Origin of the sequence: Pelomonas sp. Root1217, assembly GCF_001425705.1 — a bacterium.
Lineage (GTDB): Bacteria > Pseudomonadota > Gammaproteobacteria > Burkholderiales > Burkholderiaceae_C > Pelomonas.
The window spans coordinates 102,679-120,445 of sequence record NZ_LMDC01000030.1 but is presented as its reverse complement, the minus strand read 5'-3'; the positions used below and the strand labels follow the sequence as shown (position 1 = coordinate 120,445).

General features: G+C 68.2%; 15 protein-coding genes. 7 read left to right on the top strand and 8 right to left on the bottom strand.

Annotated elements, in window-relative coordinates; genetic code table 11:
• The first annotated feature begins 11 nt into the window (after positions 1–11).
• The gene (locus tag ASC95_RS27430) at positions 12–1,178 is read left to right on the top strand and encodes an MFS transporter (RefSeq protein WP_057300879.1); all 1,167 of its coding nucleotides are present in this window, start codon (positions 12–14) and stop codon (positions 1,176–1,178) included.
• Positions 1,179–1,246: 68 nt separating this feature from the next.
• On the opposite strand, the gene ASC95_RS27425 is transcribed toward ASC95_RS27430, so the two are convergent.
• Both ASC95_RS27425 and ASC95_RS27420 read right to left on the bottom strand, forming a co-directional pair.
• Complete coding sequence (locus ASC95_RS27425; protein ID WP_057300878.1) at positions 1,247–2,680, bottom strand: S41 family peptidase; 1,434 nt, start codon at positions 2,678–2,680, stop codon at positions 1,247–1,249.
• A 203-nt stretch (positions 2,681–2,883) separates the two neighbouring features.
• Positions 2,884–4,263 (bottom strand): metallophosphoesterase, encoded by a 1,380-nt coding sequence (locus ASC95_RS27420; RefSeq protein WP_057300877.1) that lies wholly within the window; start codon positions 4,261–4,263, stop codon positions 2,884–2,886.
• A 95-nt stretch (positions 4,264–4,358) separates the two neighbouring features.
• On the opposite strand from ASC95_RS27420, the gene pelA reads away from it, so the two are divergent.
• Entirely contained in the window at positions 4,359–5,642 is a 1,284-nt protein-coding gene (pelA, locus tag ASC95_RS27415) for a pectate lyase (protein ID WP_082568169.1), read from the top strand.
• A gap of 1 nt (position 5,643) precedes the next feature.
• Here the strand turns inward: pelA and ASC95_RS27410 are convergent, their stop codons facing one another.
• From ASC95_RS27410 to kdgD, 4 genes are all read right to left on the bottom strand, one after another.
• On the bottom strand, positions 5,644–7,083 hold the full coding sequence (locus ASC95_RS27410) for an aldehyde dehydrogenase family protein (RefSeq protein WP_057300876.1): 1,440 nt from the start codon (positions 7,081–7,083) through the stop codon (positions 5,644–5,646).
• 6 nt (positions 7,084–7,089) lie between these two features.
• Positions 7,090–8,418 (bottom strand): glucarate dehydratase, encoded by a 1,329-nt coding sequence (gene gudD, locus ASC95_RS27405; protein WP_057300875.1) that lies wholly within the window; start codon positions 8,416–8,418, stop codon positions 7,090–7,092.
• Between the two features lie 178 nt (positions 8,419–8,596).
• A complete protein-coding gene (locus tag ASC95_RS27400; protein ID WP_057300874.1) occupies positions 8,597–9,559 on the bottom strand; it encodes a tripartite tricarboxylate transporter substrate binding protein in 963 nt (320 codons plus the stop codon).
• A 31-nt stretch (positions 9,560–9,590) separates the two neighbouring features.
• A complete protein-coding gene (kdgD, locus tag ASC95_RS27395; RefSeq protein WP_057300873.1) occupies positions 9,591–10,502 on the bottom strand; it encodes a 5-dehydro-4-deoxyglucarate dehydratase in 912 nt (303 codons plus the stop codon).
• Between the two features lie 276 nt (positions 10,503–10,778).
• Between kdgD and ASC95_RS27390 the strand changes: the two genes are divergently transcribed.
• Positions 10,779–11,087, top strand: coding sequence for a hypothetical protein (locus ASC95_RS27390; RefSeq protein WP_057300872.1), 309 nt, complete (start codon positions 10,779–10,781; stop codon positions 11,085–11,087).
• Complete coding sequence (locus ASC95_RS27385) at positions 11,084–11,290, top strand: helix-turn-helix transcriptional regulator (protein WP_057300871.1); 207 nt, start codon at positions 11,084–11,086, stop codon at positions 11,288–11,290. Before ASC95_RS27390 ends, ASC95_RS27385 begins: the two co-directional genes overlap by 4 nt.
• A gap of 12 nt (positions 11,291–11,302) precedes the next feature.
• On the opposite strand, the gene ASC95_RS27380 is transcribed toward ASC95_RS27385, so the two are convergent.
• Positions 11,303–12,028, bottom strand: coding sequence for a FadR/GntR family transcriptional regulator (locus ASC95_RS27380; RefSeq protein ID WP_057300870.1), 726 nt, complete (start codon positions 12,026–12,028; stop codon positions 11,303–11,305).
• 108 nt (positions 12,029–12,136) lie between these two features.
• On the opposite strand from ASC95_RS27380, the gene garD reads away from it, so the two are divergent.
• The 3 genes from garD to pgm all read left to right on the top strand — a co-directional run bounded on the left by garD (position 12,137) and on the right by pgm (position 16,921).
• The gene (gene garD, locus ASC95_RS27375) at positions 12,137–13,726 is read left to right on the top strand and encodes a galactarate dehydratase (protein WP_057300869.1); all 1,590 of its coding nucleotides are present in this window, start codon (positions 12,137–12,139) and stop codon (positions 13,724–13,726) included.
• Between the two features lie 251 nt (positions 13,727–13,977).
• On the top strand, positions 13,978–15,141 hold the full coding sequence (locus tag ASC95_RS27370; RefSeq protein ID WP_057301097.1) for a TerB family tellurite resistance protein: 1,164 nt from the start codon (positions 13,978–13,980) through the stop codon (positions 15,139–15,141).
• A gap of 124 nt (positions 15,142–15,265) precedes the next feature.
• Positions 15,266–16,921: a phosphoglucomutase (alpha-D-glucose-1,6-bisphosphate-dependent) gene (pgm, locus tag ASC95_RS27365; protein WP_057300868.1), complete on the top strand. Its 1,656-nt coding sequence runs from the start codon at positions 15,266–15,268 to the stop codon at positions 16,919–16,921.
• Here the strand turns inward: pgm and ASC95_RS27360 are convergent.
• On the bottom strand, positions 16,907–17,707 hold the full coding sequence (locus tag ASC95_RS27360) for a class II glutamine amidotransferase (protein ID WP_057300867.1): 801 nt from the start codon (positions 17,705–17,707) through the stop codon (positions 16,907–16,909). The two genes, pgm and ASC95_RS27360, sit on opposite strands and share 15 nt — an antisense overlap.
• Between the last annotated feature and the right edge of the window lie 60 nt (positions 17,708–17,767).

The following is a 17,767-nucleotide window of genomic DNA, read 5'->3' as shown; positions in this document are numbered from 1 at the left end:
CACTGGCGCCGATGAAGTCCACGCCTACCTTGACCGCACTCGGCCCCGCGCTGACGCTGCTGCTGGCAACGGCCACCGGCCTGGCCGTTGCGTCTCTCTATTACGTGCAGCCGCTGCTGGGCCTGCTGTCCGAGCAGTTCGGCGTCGGCAGTGCCGCCATCGGCCTGTTGCCCACGCTGACCCAGCTCGGCTACGCGGCGGCCATCCTGCTGCTGTCGCCGCTGGGTGACCGCTTCGACCGGCGCCGCATCATTGCGGTCAAGTCCGTCGCGCTGGTAGCCGCGCTGGCCTTTGCCGCGCTGGCACCGGGCTTTGCGGCCCTGTGCATCGCCAGCGTGGCCATCGGCCTGACGGCCACGCTGGCCCAGGACATCGTGCCCGCCGTGGCGACACTGGCGCCCGAGGCCGAGCGCGGCAAGCGCGTAGGCCAGGTCATGACGGGGCTGCTGCTAGGCATCCTGCTGTCGCGCGTGGCCAGCGGCTCGCTGGCGGCGGTGGCCGGCTGGCGCGCCGTCTATGCCGTGGCGGCGCTGGCGGTGGCAGCCTTGATTCCGCTGCTCTGGCGCGGCCTGCCGCGCTTCGTGCCGGCGACTTCGGCGAGCTACGGCGCCTTGCTGCTGTCGATGGCAGCGCTGTGGAACCGGCATGCGCCGTTGCGCCGGGCCGCACTGGCCCAGGGTCTGTTGAGCGTGGCCTTCAGCGCCTTCTGGTCGACGTTGGCCCTGGTGCTGGCAGGCCCGGACTTCGGCCAGGGCAGCGCGGTGGCGGGGGCTTTCGGGCTGGCCGGTGCAGCCGGCGCCCTGGCGGCGCCACTGGCCGGTGGCGTGGCGGACAAGCGTGGTCCGCAGGCGGTGATCCGCGTCGGCGCGCTGCTCGTCTTCGTCGCCTTCAGCGTGCAGGCACTGGCGCCTGCTTCGCTGGGGCTGCTGGTCGGCGTGGCCGTGGTGTTTGATCTCGGCGTGCAGGCGGCGCTGGTGTCGCACCAGAGCGTGGTCTACAGCCTGGACCCGGCCTCACGCAGCCGGCTCAACGCCGTGCTGGTCAGCACGATGTTCGTTGGCATGGCCAGCGGTGCGGCGTTGGGATCGTCCCTGCTGGCCTCATTCGGCTGGCGGGCCGTGCCCGCCCTGGGCGCTGTGGCGTCGCTCGGCGCCCTGGCCTTCATCCGGCGACGCTGATACTGGCGGCACAAAAAAAGAGGGCCTCTTGCGAGGCCCCTGTGCTTTGAAGTCAGAAGTCTTTGTAGTTATTCCGTCTTGGCTTCGGCCTTGCGCTCGACAGCCGACTTGGACGCAATGACCGGTTGACCCTTGAGCTTGTTCAGGGCCTGCATCAGCGGGAAGTCTTCCGTCGAGCCGAACTCCGGCAGCGGCTTGGGCGGCTCGGCGCGCTTGGCGTACTCGGCTTCCAGCTTCTGGCGCGCTTCCTCGCGGGCCTTCTGGCGGACTTCGTTGTCGTCCTCGGGGCCGTTGTTCAGATGCTTCTCGAGGTCGGCCTCACGCATGCGCAACGCGGCGAAGACATTGCCCTCGGCGGTTTCGTCCAGCAGCACGTCGGGCACGATGCCCTTGGCCTGGATGGAGCGGCCGCTCGGCGTGTAGTAGCGCGCGGTGGTGATCTTCAGTGCGGTTTCCGGGCCCAGCTGGCGCACGGTCTGCACCGAGCCCTTGCCGAAGGTCTGGGCACCCATGACGGTGGCACGGTGGTGGTCCTGCAGCGCGCCGGCGACGATCTCGCTGGCGCTGGCCGAGCCTTCATTGACGAGCACCACCAGCGGCACGTTCTTCAGCGCGGCGGGCAGGCGCTTGATCGGGTCGTCGCCGCTGCGGCGGCGATAGTCGTCGGGGCTGGCCTTGTAGCTGGCCTTGGATTCGGCGATCTGGCCGTTGGTCGACACGACCTCGACATCCTTGGGCAGGAAAGCCGCCGAGATGGCGATGGAGGCATCCAGCAGGCCGCCCGGGTCGTTGCGCAGGTCAAGCACCAGGCCCTTGAGGTGGGGCTCCTGCTTGTAGATCTCTTCGAGCTTCTTGGCGAAGTCGTCGACGGTGCGATCCTGGAACTGACTGACGCGGATCCAGGCATAGCCCGGCTCGAGGACCTTGGCACGCACGCTCTGGACCTTGATCTCCTCGCGCACGATGGTCACGGGGAACGTGCGGTTCTCGCCCTTGCGGTAGATGGTGAGGCTGACCTTGGTCGACGGGTCGCCGCGCATCTTCTTGACGGCCTGGTCGATGGTGAGACCGCGCACGGCGGTGTCATCGATGCGGCTGATCAGGTCGCCGCTCTTCAGGCCGGCGCGGAAGGCGGGCGAGCCTTCGATGGGGGAGACGATCTTGACCAGGCCGTCTTCCATGCCGATCTCGATGCCGACGCCGACGAACTTGCCGGTCGTGCCTTCACGGAATTCCTTGAAGGTCTTCTTGTCAAAGAACTGGGAATGGGGGTCCAGGCCGGACACCATGCCGGCGATGGCGTCGTTGATCAGCTTCTTTTCGTCGACGGATTCGACGTAATCGCTCTTGACGAGGCCGAAGACGGCCGCGAGCTGCTGCATTTCGTCCAGCGGCAGGGGAGACAGGGTACTGCGCGCATTGGCCTGCAGCTGCATGGTGGTGAGTGCACCTGCGACGGCACCGAGGGCAACCCAACCGGCGACTTTCAATCTGGAGCTCATGTAGCCGAGTCCTCTATCAACGTGGTTCCCGCCAAAAACAGCTTGACAGGTGCGGCCAGTTTAGCCGGGGGCACTTTCGATGCTGTATCGATTTACCTGCTGGAAACCCTTCAAATCGGGTGCGCAGTGATGGAATGCGCGGGCGTTACTTCTCGCGTCGCCTGCCGAAAGTCATTGGTGACGGGAAGTGTCTGCAATGCGGCTCAGCAGCTGAGTTTCTGACCGGCCAAGCGGCAGGTCGACAGCGGCTGGCCCAGGGCGTCCAGGGCCTGCAACTGCCAACCCTCAGGCGTGGCCGTCAGCAGTGACAGGCCGAAATCGGTATGGGTGCGCACCGTCTCGAGCCGGGCACCGGGCAGCAGCTCGTGCTTGAGCGCCGCCGCGTCGTTGACATGGCCTGATGCCGCCGAGCCACCGTTGCCGACGACCAGGGTGACCGGTTGGTTGCTGGCGAAGCCCAGGGCCTGGTGCATGTGGATGTGGCCATGAAGGGTGGCCTGCACGCCTGGCGGGAAGAGGCGCCCGGGTGCCGCATCCTGCAGCAGCGGCGTCAGGCCCGATCGGGCGGCACGGGGCGCGCCGATCGGGCTCGGGCTGAAGGCCAGGCTGGGGTGGTGGCTGGCAAACAGGCTCTGGGCGCTGCCCTGGGCCAGCTCTGCAACGCGATCGAGCTGCTGGCGCCAGCGGGCCCAGGCGGGGGAATCCCGGGGCGGCGTGCGGCTGCCGATCTCCGAAGAATCGAAGACGATGAGCTGGCTGCGCGGCGACAGCGGCACGGGGAAGGGCGCGGTGAAGTCGCCCTCGTTGACGCCTAGGCCGGCGGGCTGGCAGGCACGCGCCGGACCGGTTTCGGCGTCCAGATAGCGCAGCCAGCCCTGGCCGGCACGTGCGCAGGCCTCGTGGTTGCCGCGCACGAAGACCCAGGGCGCGGCGGCCAGAAGGGCCTTGGCGGGGTGGAAGAAATCGGCCTGCCAGGTGTCGTCGCCATAGCCCCAGGGGCTGCCGGCGCAGACGGCCATGCCGGGCGGGCAGGGGCTTTCGCGGTAGTGGTAGTCGCCGACGTGGATGACGAGGTCGGGCTTGAGCCTCAGGGCCAGGGCCAGCACGCGCGGGAAGGGCCATTCCGAGGCGTCGTTGCAGCCCTGGAAGTCGCGGTCCGAGGCCTTGAGACGGCAGCCGGTGTCGCCGATGACGACGATGCGGCGGGCTTCGGCAGTGGGGGCATGCAGCTCGATGTCGTCCACCTGCACGCTGGCCGCATCGGCGGGCCAGGGCGCCTCGCAGGCACGCAGCGTGAAGTGCGTCGGCTTGCGCTCGGGCTCCTTGTTGCCCGCGGGCGGCGGCTCGTCGCCGGGGGCGCTGCGTTCCTGCATGGCGGTGACGCTGCTGCCCCAGCGCAGCGTGGGGCAGCTGGCTTCGCCCGTCAGCGCACGTACCGCCCAGGCCGGCCCGGCGACGGCCTGCACCCAGGCTTGCTGCAGGCCAACCGGCGGCGCCGCAGCGGGCAGCGGTGGAGGAGGGCTGGCACAACCGGCCAGCACGAGCAGGGCGGCCAGCCACGGGAAACGCGCGCGATGAATCATGTCTCGATCAACTGTGTGAGCGGCGCGAGATTAGCGCCCTCGCGGCCCGCGCGAGCCGGTAGATTGCCGGCCACCCCCAAACTTCGGCGCCCGTCATGCCTCTTGCCTGTCGTTTTACCCTGCTTGCCCTGGCCCTGAGTTCGTCAGCCTGGTCCGCGCAGATCGGCATTGTCCCGCCGGCCCAGCCGCTGACGGCCGAACGGGTCGCGGCGCTGCCGGCGACTGAACGCGGGCCCTGGGTGGCCTATCTGGCCCGCTCCGACGCCCAGGGCACCGCCGACCGTGCCGCGCTGGCGGCAGAGCGCAAGGGGCTGACGGCCTGGCCCGCGCCGCCCGAGGGCGGCCATGCCGAGGGCAGCATGCCGCTGGACAAGCCGGCCGCCTGGTACGCGGGCGACGCGGCCTTGCTGGTGGCCCGCAACATCCTCAGCTTCCAGACGCCAGCCGGCGGCTGGGGCAAGAACCAGCCGCGCGACCGGCCGGCGCGCCTGCCTGGCCAGTCCTATGTTGCCGACAACAACAGCAAGCGCGCCACGCCCGGCGATTTCGACCTCGCCCGGGATGCGCAGTGGAGTTATGTCGGCACTATCGACAACGACGCGACCATCACGGAGATTCGTTTTCTCGCCAAGGTCGCCGCGCAGCAGCCCGGCCAGACGGGGGCCGCCTACCGCCAGGCGGCACAGCGCGGCGTGGCCTACCTGCTCGCCGCGCAGTTTCCCAACGGCGGCTGGCCCCAGGTGTGGCCCCTGCAGGGCGGCTACCACGACACCATCACGCTGAACGACAACGCGGTGGTGGAGGTGGCCGAGCTGATGGGCGCGATCGGGCGGGGCGAGGAGGGTTTGGGCTTCCTGCCCGCAGCTCAGCGCGCGGCGGCGCTGGCCGCCGAAGCCAAGGTGGTGGACCTGCTGCTGGCCGCGCAAATCCGCGTGAACGGCAAGCTGACGCTGTGGGCCCAGCAGCATGACGCGCTGACGCTGGCGCCGGCTTCGGCGCGCAACTACGAGCCGCCGGCGCTGAGCAGCGGCGAAAGCGCCAAGGCGCTGGAGTTCCTGATGAGCCTGCCCAACCCGTCGCCGGCCGTCGTAGACGCCGTGCGCGCGGGTGTCGCCACGTTGAAGGCCATCGCGGTGCGCGACCGCGCCTTCGTCAAGGTGGACGACGCGCGCCGGCTGGTGATGCAGCCGGGCGCCGGCCCGCTGTGGTCGCGCTTCTACGACCCGGCCTCGCTCAAGCCGGTGTTCGGCGACCGCGACAAGAGCCTGCACGACGATGTCAACGACCTCAGCGCCGAGCGCCGCAACGGCTACACCTGGTGGGGCAGCTGGCCGGTGAAGACGCTGGCGGCCTACGACGCCTGGGCGGCGGCGCGCTAGTTCAGGCCTGCGTGTAGGCGGTCTTGACCGTCGTGTAGAACTCAGCGGCGTGGCGGCCCTGCTCGCGCGGACCGTAGCTGCTGCCCTTGCGGCCGCCGAAGGGCACGTGGTAGTCCACGCCCGCCGTCGGCAGGTTGACCATCACCATGCCGGCCTGCGAGTGGCGCTTGAAGTGGGTGGCGTGCTTGAGGGACGTCGTCGCGATGCCGGCGGCCAGGCCGAAGGGCGTGTCGTTGGACAGGGCCAGCGCCTCTTCATAATCGCGGGCTCGCAGCACGCTGACGACGGGGCCGAAGACCTCCTCGCGGTTGATGCGCATGGCCGGCGTCGTGTCGGTGATGAGCGCCGGCGTTAGGTAGAAGCCCGGCGCGCCGGCGGCATTGGTCTCGATGCGCTCGCCGCCCTGGGCCAGCTTGCCGCCCTCGGTCTTGGCGATGCCGATGTAGTCGGTGTCCTGGCCGAGCTGGCTGGCGTCGACGACGGGGCCGATGTCGGTGCCGGCCTTGCGGGCGTCGTCCACCTTCAGCGTCTTCATCTTGTCGACCATGGCGGCGACGAAGCGGTCGTGGATGCCTTCGGTGACGATGAGGCGGCTCGATGCGGTGCAGCGCTGGCCGGTGGAGAAGAAGCCGCTGTTGACGGCGGCATTGACGGCCACGCCGAGGTCGGCGTCGTCCAGCACGATCATCGGGTTCTTGCCGCCCATCTCGAGCTGGAACTTGGCCATGCGGGCGACGCAGGCCGCCGCGACCTTCTGGCCCGTGCCCACCGAGCCGGTGAAGCTGATGGCTGCCACGCGCGGGTCGTTCAGCAGCTTCTCGCCGACCACCGAACCGCGGCCCATGACGAGGTTGAAGACGCCGGCAGGCAGGCCCGAGCGCGACAGGATTTCGGCCAGCGCCCAGGCTGAGCCCGGCACGAGGTCGGCAGGCTTGAAGACGACGCAATTGCCCCAGGCCAGGGCCGGTGCGATCTTCCAGGCGGGAATGGCGATGGGGAAGTTCCACGGCGTGATGAGGCCGACGACACCGACGGCTTCGCGCGTCACTTCCACGCCGACGCCGGGGCGCACCGAGGGCAGGCTCTCGCCGCCCGGGCGCAATGCCTCGCCGGCGAAGAACTTGAAGATGTAGCCGGCGCGCCCGACCTCGCCGATGGCCTCGGGCAGGGTCTTGCCTTCCTCGCGGGCCAGCAGGTCGCCCAGCTCGGCTCGGCGCGCCAGGATCTCGGTGCCGATGGCGTCGAGGATGTCGAAGCGCTGCTGCGGTGTCGACAGGCTCCAGGCCGGGAAGGCGGCGCTGGCGGCCGTGATGGCCAGCTCGGCCTGGGCGGCATCGGCCTGGGCGTATTCGCCGACCAGGTCGCGCGTGTCCGAGGGGTTGATGTTGCGGGAGACGCCGTGGCCGTCCAGCCACTCGCCGTTGATGAGGTTCTTGAACATGAATGCTTACCGATCCAGCGCGGGGCGCTTGGGGTTGAAGGTCCAGTTGGGGATGAGGTATTGCATCGCAATCGCGTCATCGCGGGCGCCAAGCCCATGCTGTTTGTAGAGGGCATGGGCCTTTTCCACCTCAGCCATGTCGAGTTCGACGCCGAGACCCGGCTTGGCCGGCACCTTGACGTGGCCACCGATGATCTGCAGCGGTTCCTTGGTCAGGCGCTGGCCGTCCTGCCAGATCCAGTGCGTGTCGATGGCCGTGACCTTGCCCGGCGCGGCGGCGCCCACGTGGGTGAACATGGCCAGCGAGATGTCGAAGTGGTTGTTGGAGTGCGAGCCCCAGGTCAGGCCCCAGTCGCGGCAGGTCTGCGCCACGCGCACGCTGCCGGCCATGGTCCAGAAGTGCGGGTCGGCCAGCGGAATGTCCACGCTCTGCAGCGACAGCGCGTGCGAGAGTTGGCGCCAGTCGGTGGCGACCATGTTGGTGGCCGTGGGCAGGCCGGTAGCGCGGCGGAATTCGGCCATCACCTCTCGGCCCGAGAAGCCATCCTCGGCACCACAGGGATCTTCCGCATACGCGAGAACGCCCTTCATGTCGCGCATCAGGCGGATCGCGTCCTTCAGCAGCCAGCCGCCGTTGGGGTCCAGCGTCACACGGGCATCGGGGAAGCGCTCGTGCAGCGCGCGGATGGCTTCGACTTCCTCGTCGCCGCGCAGCACGCCGCCCTTGAGCTTGAAGTCGTTGAAGCCGTAGCGCTCGCGGGCGGCCTCGGCGAGCTTGACGACGGCCTCGGGAGTCAGCGCCGCTTCATGGCGCAGGCGGCTCCAGGCGTTGTCGGCGCCGGGCTCGCTGTTGTACGGCAGGTCGGTTTTCGTGCGGTCACCGACGTAGAAGAGATAGCCCAGCATCTCGACCGCATCGCGCTGCTGGCCTTCGCCTAGCAGGGCCGCGACCGGTACGCCCAGGTGCTGGCCGAGCAGGTCCAGGAAGGCCGATTCGATGGCCGTGGCGGCGTGGATGGTGGTGCGCAGGTCGAAGGTCTGCAGGCCGCGGCCACCAGCGTCGCGGTCGGCGAAGCTCTGGCTGACCTGTTGCAGCACCTTTTGGTGCGAGCCGATGGGCTGGCCGACCACCAGCTGGCGCGCGTCCTCCAGCGTCTGGCGGATCTTCTCGCCGCCCGGCACTTCGCCAACGCCGGTGTGGCCGGCGCTGTCGGTCAGGATCAGCAGATTGCGCGTGAAGAAGGGCGCGTGGGCGCCGCTGAGGTTGAGCAGCATGCTGTCGCGCCCGGCGACGGGCACGACGCGCAGCTCTTTGATGACAGGAGTGGAATTCATGATGTCCAGGGCTTAGTGGCTTCCCAAGTGGCACCCATGGAACTGTCGTTGCCAGGCCATCGGGTGCTGCCAAGGCCAGAGGCCTTGTCCTTCGCTAGGCACAAACAGTCCTCAGGACTGTTTGTGTCCGAGCTCAGCCCCCTTGAGGGGGAGGCGCGTGAGCGCCTCGGGGGTGGGCTTAGTCCGCCGTGATCTTGCGCTCTTCGATGACCTTCTTCCAACGCGCAAACTCCGAGGCTTGAAAGGCGGTGAACTGCTCGGGCGTGTTGGCGACGACCTCGAAACCCTGTTCCAGCAGCTTGGGTTTCACATCGGGCGCGTTCAGGGTCTTGACGATGGCGGCGTGCAGCTTGGCCTTGATGTCCGCGGGCAGGCCCTTCGGAGCCGCCACGCCTTGCCAGGAGTAGACCTGCAGCCCCTTGATGCCCAGCTCGTCCATGGTCGGCACGTCGGGCTGCACCGGCGAGCGCTGGGCGCTCGTGATGCTCAGCGCGCGCAGCTTGCCGGCCTTGATCTGTGGCAGCGCGGTGTTGATGTTCATGAAGCTGGCGTCCACCTGGTTGCCCAGCAGGTCGGTCATGACGGGGCCGCCGCCCTTGTAGGGGATGTGCAGGCCCGAGGTGCCGGTCTGCAGCCAGAACAGCTCGGCGGTGATGTGGTCGCTGCTGCCGTTGCCGCTGGAGCCGAAGCTCATCTTGCCGGGGTTGGCTTTCTCATAGGCCAGCACGTCGGCCATGCTCTTGTGCGGTGACGCGGCGGGCACCACCAGCACATTGGGCGCCTGCACGGCGACGGTGATGTAGTCCAGGTCCTTGGTCGGGTCGTACTGCAGGTTCTTCAACAGGTGCGGGCCGATGACCAGCGGGCCCAGCGACGAGACGAGGACGGTGTAGCCGTCCGGCGCCGCGCGCTTGACCATGCCCGTGCCGATGGTGCCGCCCGCACCGCCGCGGTTGTCAACGACGAAGCTGCCGCCGAGCGTCTCCTGCAGCTTGTTGCCCAGCAGACGGGCGATGGCGTCGGTGGAGCCACCGGGGGGAAAGGGCACCAGCAGCGTCACGGGCTTGGCGGGCCAGGTCTGTGCCAGCGCTGCGGTGGTGGCAGCGGCGCCGAGCAGCAAGGCGGTCAGCAGTTTCTTCATGGCTTGTCTCCAGTGGGTCTTGTGGGATGGCTTACTGCGGGCCGAGCTTGGAGATCAGCGCGCCGAGCGCGTCGACCTCGGCTGCAGCCAGGTCCGACAGCGGCGGACGCACCGGCCCGGCCGTGTGGCCCACCAGCGCCGCGCCGGCCTTCACGATGGACACGGCATAGCCCTCGCCCTTGTTGCGCAGCGCCACATAGGGAATGAAGAAGTCGCGCACGAGGCGGTTGCAGGTCTCGGTATCGCCCGCGGCGTGAGCGTTGTAGAACTCCATCGCCGTCTTGGGGATGAAGTTGAAGACGGCGGATGAGTAGACGGGGCAGCCCATGGCCTTGTAGGCGCCGGCGAAAAGTTCCGCCGTGGGCAGGCCACCCAGGTAGGCGAAACGGTCGCCCAAGGTCTGGCGGATGGAGACGAACTTCTCGATGTCGCCCAGGCCGTCCTTGAAGCCGATGAGGTTGGGGCAGCGGTCGGCCAGGACCTGCAGGCTCTGCGGCGTCAACTTGCAGGCACCGCGGTTGTAGACGACGACGCCGAACTTGACGCTCTTGCAGACGGCCTCGACGTGAGCGATCAGTCCTTCCTGGCTGGCTTCGGTCAGGTAGTGGGGCAGCAGCAGCACGCCTTGAGCGCCCAGGCGCTCGGCCTCCTGCGCGTACTGGATGGCCACGCGGGTGCCGCCGCCGGCACCCGCCAGGATAGGCGTGCGGCCGCGGCAGGTGTCCAGGGCGACCTTGATGATGTCGCTGTATTCGCCCGGCTCCAGCGAGAAGAACTCACCCGTGCCTCCGGCCGCGAACAACGCCGACGCGCCGTAGGGCTGCAGCCACTCCAGGCGCTCCGCGTAAGGCTTGGGCGCGAAGTTCAGCTGTGCGTCGAAGTCGGTCAGCGGGAAGGACAGCAGACCGGCTTCGAGGACGGCTTTGAGTTCTTGGGGCGACATGGGCGGATCTCCAGGAAAGGTGGATGAGCGGTGGATCGGTGCGCTCGGCTTCCGTCCAGTTGTAGGTCATCGTACAACCTGCATCAGGCTTCGGCAAGCCTAGGGTATTCGCGTAGAAATGCTCCACTTGTAAAGCATGCTTGACATCGCCTTTGCCGAGGCACCATAGTCAAGCATGCTTTACATCCAGGACCAGGAATGCCTTTGACCCGATTCAGCCGTTCCGCCCTCGGTGCGATCTTTTGGAGCCAATGGGCGTATTGGTGCACTTTGGGAATGGCCCTCTGGGCCTACTTCGTCATGCCCGGCGGAAGTGTGCGCACCGCGCTCATCCTGACGCCTGTCATGCCGGGCGTGCTCATCTTTGCCGTCTGCTACTGGTTGTACCTGTCCTGCGACGAGTACATCAGGCTGCGGACGCTGCAGGCGGCCACCCTGACCGCTTGCGCCGTCGCGCTGTTGTGCCTGGTCTATTTCCTCCTCGAACTGGCCGGCCTGCCCAAGCTGAGCATGATGTGGGTCCACGTCGTGGGCTGGAGCCTCTTCAATGCCCAGATGCTGAGGCTGGTGTTGCAAGCCCGATGAAGAACCTCCTGCCCGAATTGCGCGCTGAACGCGGCTGGACGCAGGGTGAGCTGGCGACGCGCCTGGGCGTGTCCCGGCAATCGGTGAATGCGATCGAGACCGAGCGCTACGAGCCAAGCCTGGCGCTGGCTTTCACCATCGCCGAGTTGTTTGGCCAGCCCATCGAGGCGATCTTTCTCTTCAAGCCTGGTGGCAGCCGCTGAGCTGCCCGCCGCTCAGGCGGATTGAGCCTGGGCGCGGCGGCGGCGTTCGCGGCTGTTGCTCAAGTGAGTTCGCATGGCCGCGCGGGCCGATTCGGTATCCTGGCTGGTGATGGCGTCGAGGATGCTTTCATGCTCTGCGTTCACGCGCCGCATATAGGCCAGGCGCTCGGCGCTCATGTCGACGCTCGGCTCCAGGCGGGCCCGCGGGATGATTTGGCTGCCCAGCGTCGACATCAGCTCGGCGAAGTGGCCGTTTTGCGTCGCACGGGCAATCTCGAGGTGGAACTGGAAGTCCGCTGCGACTGAGTCCTGACCGGCCTCCACCGCAGCGATCACCATATCCAGCGCCCTGCGCAAGGCGACAAGATTGGCTTCGCTGCGGCGCTGGGCAGCCAGACCCGCGGCCTCGGTCTCCAGGCCGATACGCAGCTCCAGCACGGCGATCACATCTTGCAGCGTGCTGAACTGCTCCGGCGAAATCTTGAAGGAGGGTGCGTCGCCCGGGCCGATGACGAAGGTGCCGATGCCATGGCGCGTCTCGACCAAGCCAGCCGCCTGCAGCTTGGAGATGGCCTCGCGGACGACGGTGCGGCTCACCTCGAACTCGTCCATGATGGCCGCCTCGGTGGGCAGCTTGTCACCCGCTTTGAGCTGACCGGCCCGGATGCGATCCCCCAGCGAGTCGACCAGTTCAAGGGCCAGCGTGCGGGGCCGGCGGCGGGCGAGAGGGGCGTGCATTCGCGGGTTTTCCCGGAGTTTTGAAATGATCGCGCCATCTAAAGTGACGTAAGTTGTACGACAACTAGACGACATACAACATCAACTGTAGCTCCTGCACGGCCCACCATGACTGCTGTTTCCACCCGTCCACCCCTGACCATCCGTATGCGTGCCGAGGACAACGTCGCCATCGTGGCCAACGACGGCGGGCTGCCAGAAGGCACGAGCCTGCCCGAGGGCGTGCCAGGCGCTGGCCTGGTGCTACGCGACAAGGTGCCGCAGGGCCACAAGGTCGCGCTGCGCGACATCGCCGAGGGCGAGGTGGTGCTGCGCTATGGGGTGCCGATCGGCTACGCGGTCAAGCCCATCCCGGCTGGCAGCTGGGTGCACGAGCGCTTGCTGCAGATGCCGGCCGCCCGGGCACTGGAAGGACTGCCCATCGCCACCGTCAAGCCGCCCGTTGCCGAGCCGCTGGAAGGCTTCACCTTCGAGGGCTATCGCAACAAGGACGGTTCCGTCGGCACACGCAACATCCTGGCCATCACTACGACGGTGCAATGTGTCGCCGGTGTCGTCGCCCAGGCCGTGGCGCGCATCAAAGCCGAGCTGCTGCCGCGCTACCGCAACGTGGACGACGTCATCGGCCTGGAGCACAGCTATGGCTGTGGTGTGGCCATAGACGCGCCGGATGCCGTCATCCCCATCCGCACCCTCAAGAACATCTCGCTGAACCCCAACTTCGGCGGCGAGGTGATGGTGGTCAGCCTGGGCTGCGAAAAGCTGCAGCCCGCGCGCCTGCTACCGCCGGGGTCTTTCCCGATCACCGACGAGCGCGACCCGGCGAGCGGCCCCGAGACCATCTGCCTGCAGGATGACGTGCATGTGGGCTTCATGTCCATGCTCGACGACATCGTGCAGAGCGCGCGGCCGCACCTGGAGCGCCTCAACGCCCGCAAGCGCGAGACCGTGCCGGCCAGCGAGCTGGTCGTCGGCGTGCAGTGCGGCGGCAGCGACGCCTTCTCCGGCGTGACCGCCAATCCGGCGGTGGGCTTCTGCGCCGACCTGCTGGTGCGCGCCGGCGCCACCATCATGTTCAGCGAGAACACCGAGGTGCGCGACGCGGTGGAGCAGCTCACCAGCCGCGCCGCCACGCCCGAGGTGGCGGACGCGATCATTCGCGAGTTGGGTTGGTACGACCGCTACCTCGACCGCGGCCGCGTCGACCGCTCCGCCAACACGACGCCGGGCAACAAGGCCGGCGGCCTGTCTAACATCGCCGAGAAGGCGATGGGCTCCATTATCAAGAGCGGTAGCTCGGCCATCTCGCATGTGCTGGCTCCCGGCGACAAGCTGCGGCTCGACCAGCGCGGCCTCGTCTACGCCGCCACGCCCGCCAGCGACTTCATCTGCGGCACGCTGCAACTCGCCGCCGGCATGAATCTGCACATCTTCACCACCGGCCGCGGCACGCCCTACGGCCTGGCCGAATGCCCGGTCGTCAAGGTCGCCACGCGCACGGACCTGGCCCGCCGCTGGCACGACCTGATGGACGTCAACGCCGGCCGCATCGCCGACGGCGAGGCGACGATTGAAGAGACCGGCTGGGAGATGTTCCACCTGCTGCTCGACGTCGCCAGCGGTCGCAAGAAGACCTGGGCCGAGCACTGGAAGCTGCACAACAGCCTCGTGCTGTTCAACCCCGCACCGGTCACCTGAAATAACGCTGCCCCTCGCCCAGTCTTGCCCTGCTAAACGCGGGCAAGCCCAGTCGGTCTTGCAGACCGCGCTGCGGCTCGCGCCGCAGCTCTTCGGCAGGCACATGCCGCCCACTGGGCGCCATGTGTCCGGCCTCAGCCCCCGAGGGGACGGCGATGCTCGCGGCATCGAGCCGCGAGCACATCGCCAACCGGGCCGGCTAGAACCGCGCCGTCCACGATGTGCACCCTCTCGTTCTATGCTTGGTCGCCATGACGACCCAGCAGCAACCGACAGTGGACCCAGCCGAACCTGGAACCGCGCTTGACGACGTCACGCAAGTCGTCGCCGAGCCCTTGCGCTTCAAGGCCAGGCTGGCCATCGGCGAGAACGCCTACAAGTCCCTGCGCATGATCAACCGCACCCGCGAGGTCTGGGACGTGCTGGGTGCCGCGGGCGCGGGCGCCGCCGTCGTGAAATCGGGTGTGCTGGGCATCGGTGCCGCCACCACACCCATCGGCTGGGTGGCGCTGGCCGCACTGGCCTCGGGTGGCGCCTGCTACGGCCTGTACCGATGGCTGGGCGACACCAAGGGCTCGCGCATCATCGAGATTCCCAAGTTCCTGAACACGCCGCTGGACACCCTGGGCCTGGCTCTCTTCGACCTGATCGCGCCGCTGGCGCTGCGGCTGGCCGCGGTGGACGGCCGCATCGAACCCGCCGAGCGGCGGGCGCTGGTGCAGCATCTGGTGGACGACTGGGGGCTGGATGCCAGCTTCGTCGCGCAGGCCATCGCGCAGATCGAGCCGGGCGTGATGCAAGGCTCGGTCGAGGAGATGGCCGCTGAGCTGTCGGCCTTCCTGCATGCCAACCCCGACTGCAACCACAAGGCCATCGCCACCGATCTCGGCCAGTTCCTGCGCCGGCTGCTGGAAGCCGGCGGGCCGCTGTCCGAGGCCGAGGAGGCGGCATTGGCAGCCAGCCTGACGCTGTTGCTGCAAGAGCCTGACGGCCCGCTCACCAAGGCCTGGGTCACCGCCAGATCGGGCGCGGGCAAGGCGGCCGAACAGCTGGGCGCTTCGGCCAAGGAGGCAGCCGGCTGGACGCGCGAGCGCCTGCCTTCGCCCGAGCAGCTGCAGGCCGCGGCCGGCACCGCAGCGACCAAGGCGTGGCATGGCACCAGGTCGGGTGCCGAGCAATTGGGCGCGTCGGCCAAGGACGCCGCTGACTGGACACGTGAGCGCTTGCCCTCGCCCGAGCAGTTGCAGGCCGCGGCCGGCACGGCCGCGACGCAGGTCCAAAAGTCCGTGCAAAAGGCTGCCTCATGGGCTCAGGACAAGCTGCCCGCCGCAGCCCAAGTCCAGGATGCGGCCAAGCGCTCGGTGAGTTTTGCCAAGACCGGCATTGGGCGAATCAAGAAACGGTCTGGCCGTTGAGACGCCGCGCGCCAGTTGAGTTGCCTGTAGGTCGGGGCCTGCAAGCCTGTGTGCCGATGTCCGGCATCGTGGTCACGCCATGCTGGCAGTATGGTCTCACCGAAGAACGGGAGAGCCCCGAACGATGAGTGCTGAACGCCACCCCCTTGCCGGCAAGCCCGCGCCACCCGATGTCCTCATCGACGTCGAGGCCTTGCGCGAAGCCTATTTTTCGCGCCAGCCCGACCCGAGCTGTGTCGAACAGCAGGTCAGCTTCGGCACCTCGGGCCACAGGGGCTCGGCGCTGGATGGCTCGTTCAATGAATGGCATGTGCTGGCCATCACGCAGGCCATCTGCGATCACAGAAAGCGGAGCGACATCGCAGGCCCATTGTTTCTAGGCGCCGACACGCATGCGCTGTCGGAACCCGCCGTGGTCAGTGCGCTGGAGGTGCTGGTCGCCAATGGCGTAGACGTGATGCTGGCGCCGGCGGGGCAGTTCACGCCGACCCCGGCCGTGTCCCTGTCCATCCTCGAATACAACCGCGGCCGCCAAGGCTGGCAGCGGGCCGACGGCATCGTCGTCACGCCGTCGCACAACCCGCCGCGTGACGGCGGCTTCAAATACAACCCGCCACATGGTGGCCCGGCGGGCAGTGATGTCACGGCGGGCATCCAGGCGGCTGCCAACGAGCATCTGAAGCAGTCGCTCAAGGGGGTGCTGCGCAAGGACGCCGAGCGGGCGTTCGCGACATCGGCCTGCCACGAGTACGACTTCCTTGGCGGCTATGTGGCGGCGCTGGGGCAGGTCATCGATTTCGAGCTGATCCGCGCGGCCGGCCTGCAACTGGGCGTGGACCCGCTGGGAGGCGCGGGCGTGGCCTACTGGCCCGCGATCGCCGAGAAGTACGGCCTGCCGCTGACGGTTGTCAGCAACGAGGTGGATCCGCGGTTCGCCTTCATGACGCTGGACTGGGACGGCCAGATCCGCATGGACCCTTCATCGCCCTGGGCCATGCAAAGGCTGACGAGCCTGCGCGATCGCTTCGACGTGGCCTTTGCCTGTGACACCGACCATGACCGCCACGGCATCGTCACGCGCAGCGCCGGGCTGATGTCGCCCAACCACTATCTCAGCGTCGCGGCGGACTATCTGTTCCGCCACCGGCCCGGCTGGCGTGCGGACGCGGCCATCGGCAAGACCGTTGTCACGACCGCGCTTATCGACCGCATCGCGCGCCGTCTGGGCTGCCCGCTGTTTGAGGCGCCCGTCGGCTTCAAATGGTTTGCGCCGGGTTTGGCTGAAGGCAGCCTGGGCCTGGGCTGCGAGGAGAGCGCGGGCGCATCCTTGCTGCGCCGCGACGGCCGCGTTTGGACGACTGACAAGGACGGTATCGCCGCTGCGCTCTTGGCGGCTGAGATCACGGCGCGCACCGGCAGCGACCCGGCGGTGTACTACCAGGGCCTGACGGCGGCCCTTGGTACACCGCATTCCGACCGCGTCGAGGGCCCCGCCACGCGCGAGCAGAAAGCCCGCCTGGCCGCGCTGACGGCAGCGAATGTCCAGGCGACGTCGCTGGCCGGCGAGGCGATCACGGCCGTGCTGACCCAGGCGCCAGGCAATGGCAGTCCAATAGGTGGCATCAAGGTGACGACGGCCAGCGGCTGGTTCGCCGCACGGCCGTCGGGCACCGAGAACATCTACAAGGTCTACGCGGAGAGTTTTCGCGACGAGGCGCATCTGCAGCAGTTGCTGCAGGAGGCGCGCAGCCTCGTGGACGAGGCCTTAAGCGGCGGCTAGGGCAGCGACGCCTTCGCTGACGAACACGCAGTCGCCGCCTTCGAACACCCGTACCTCGCCGGCGGAGAAAGCCTGCCAGTCCTCGCCGTGGGTCAAGGGCTCGGTGGAGACGAGGGCCATGCGGTCGGCCGGGTTGTTGACGGTGGCGAGGTCCACGCTGAGGTCACCGTCGCGCAAGGACACATGGCCGAAGGGCGGGCGGCGCTGCAGCCAGTGCAGCTTGGTGCTGGCATGCGCCAGCATGGCGCGGCCATCGGTCAGCAGCAGGTTGAAGCGGCCGTGCTCGGCGACTTCGTGGATCCAGGGCGTCAGCGTGGCGGCCAGCTCGGGCCAGGCGGGCAGGCGGTTGCCGAAGTGCTGCTCAAGCCGCTGCATCAGCCAGCAGAAGGCGCGTTCGCTGTCGGTCTGGCCGGTCGGCGTGAAGCTGCCGTTCAGGCTGGGATGGAAGTCCTTCAGGTCGCCGTTGTGGGCGAAGACCCAGGTGCGGCCGGCCCAATCACGGCGAAACGGGTGGCAGTTTTCCAGGGTGCGGGCGCCCTGGGTGGCTTTGCGGATGTGGGCGAGGATGTTGCGCGCCTGCACCGGATGGTGGCCGAAATGACGCGCCAGCTCCGATTCGGCGGCGGGGCTGTCCTCGACCGTCACCTCGCAACGCTCGCCATCGTGGAAGGCCACGCCCCAGCCGTCGACATGGTCTGCGGTGCGCCCGCCGCGGGCGGCGAAGCCGCTCAGGGAGAAGGTGGCGGCGGCCGGCTGGCGGCTGTTGAGGGCGAAGAGCTCACACATCGGTGGGGCGGAAAGCTGTCGGTGAGGTGGGGAACGCCGCCAGTCTGCCGGCGGATGACA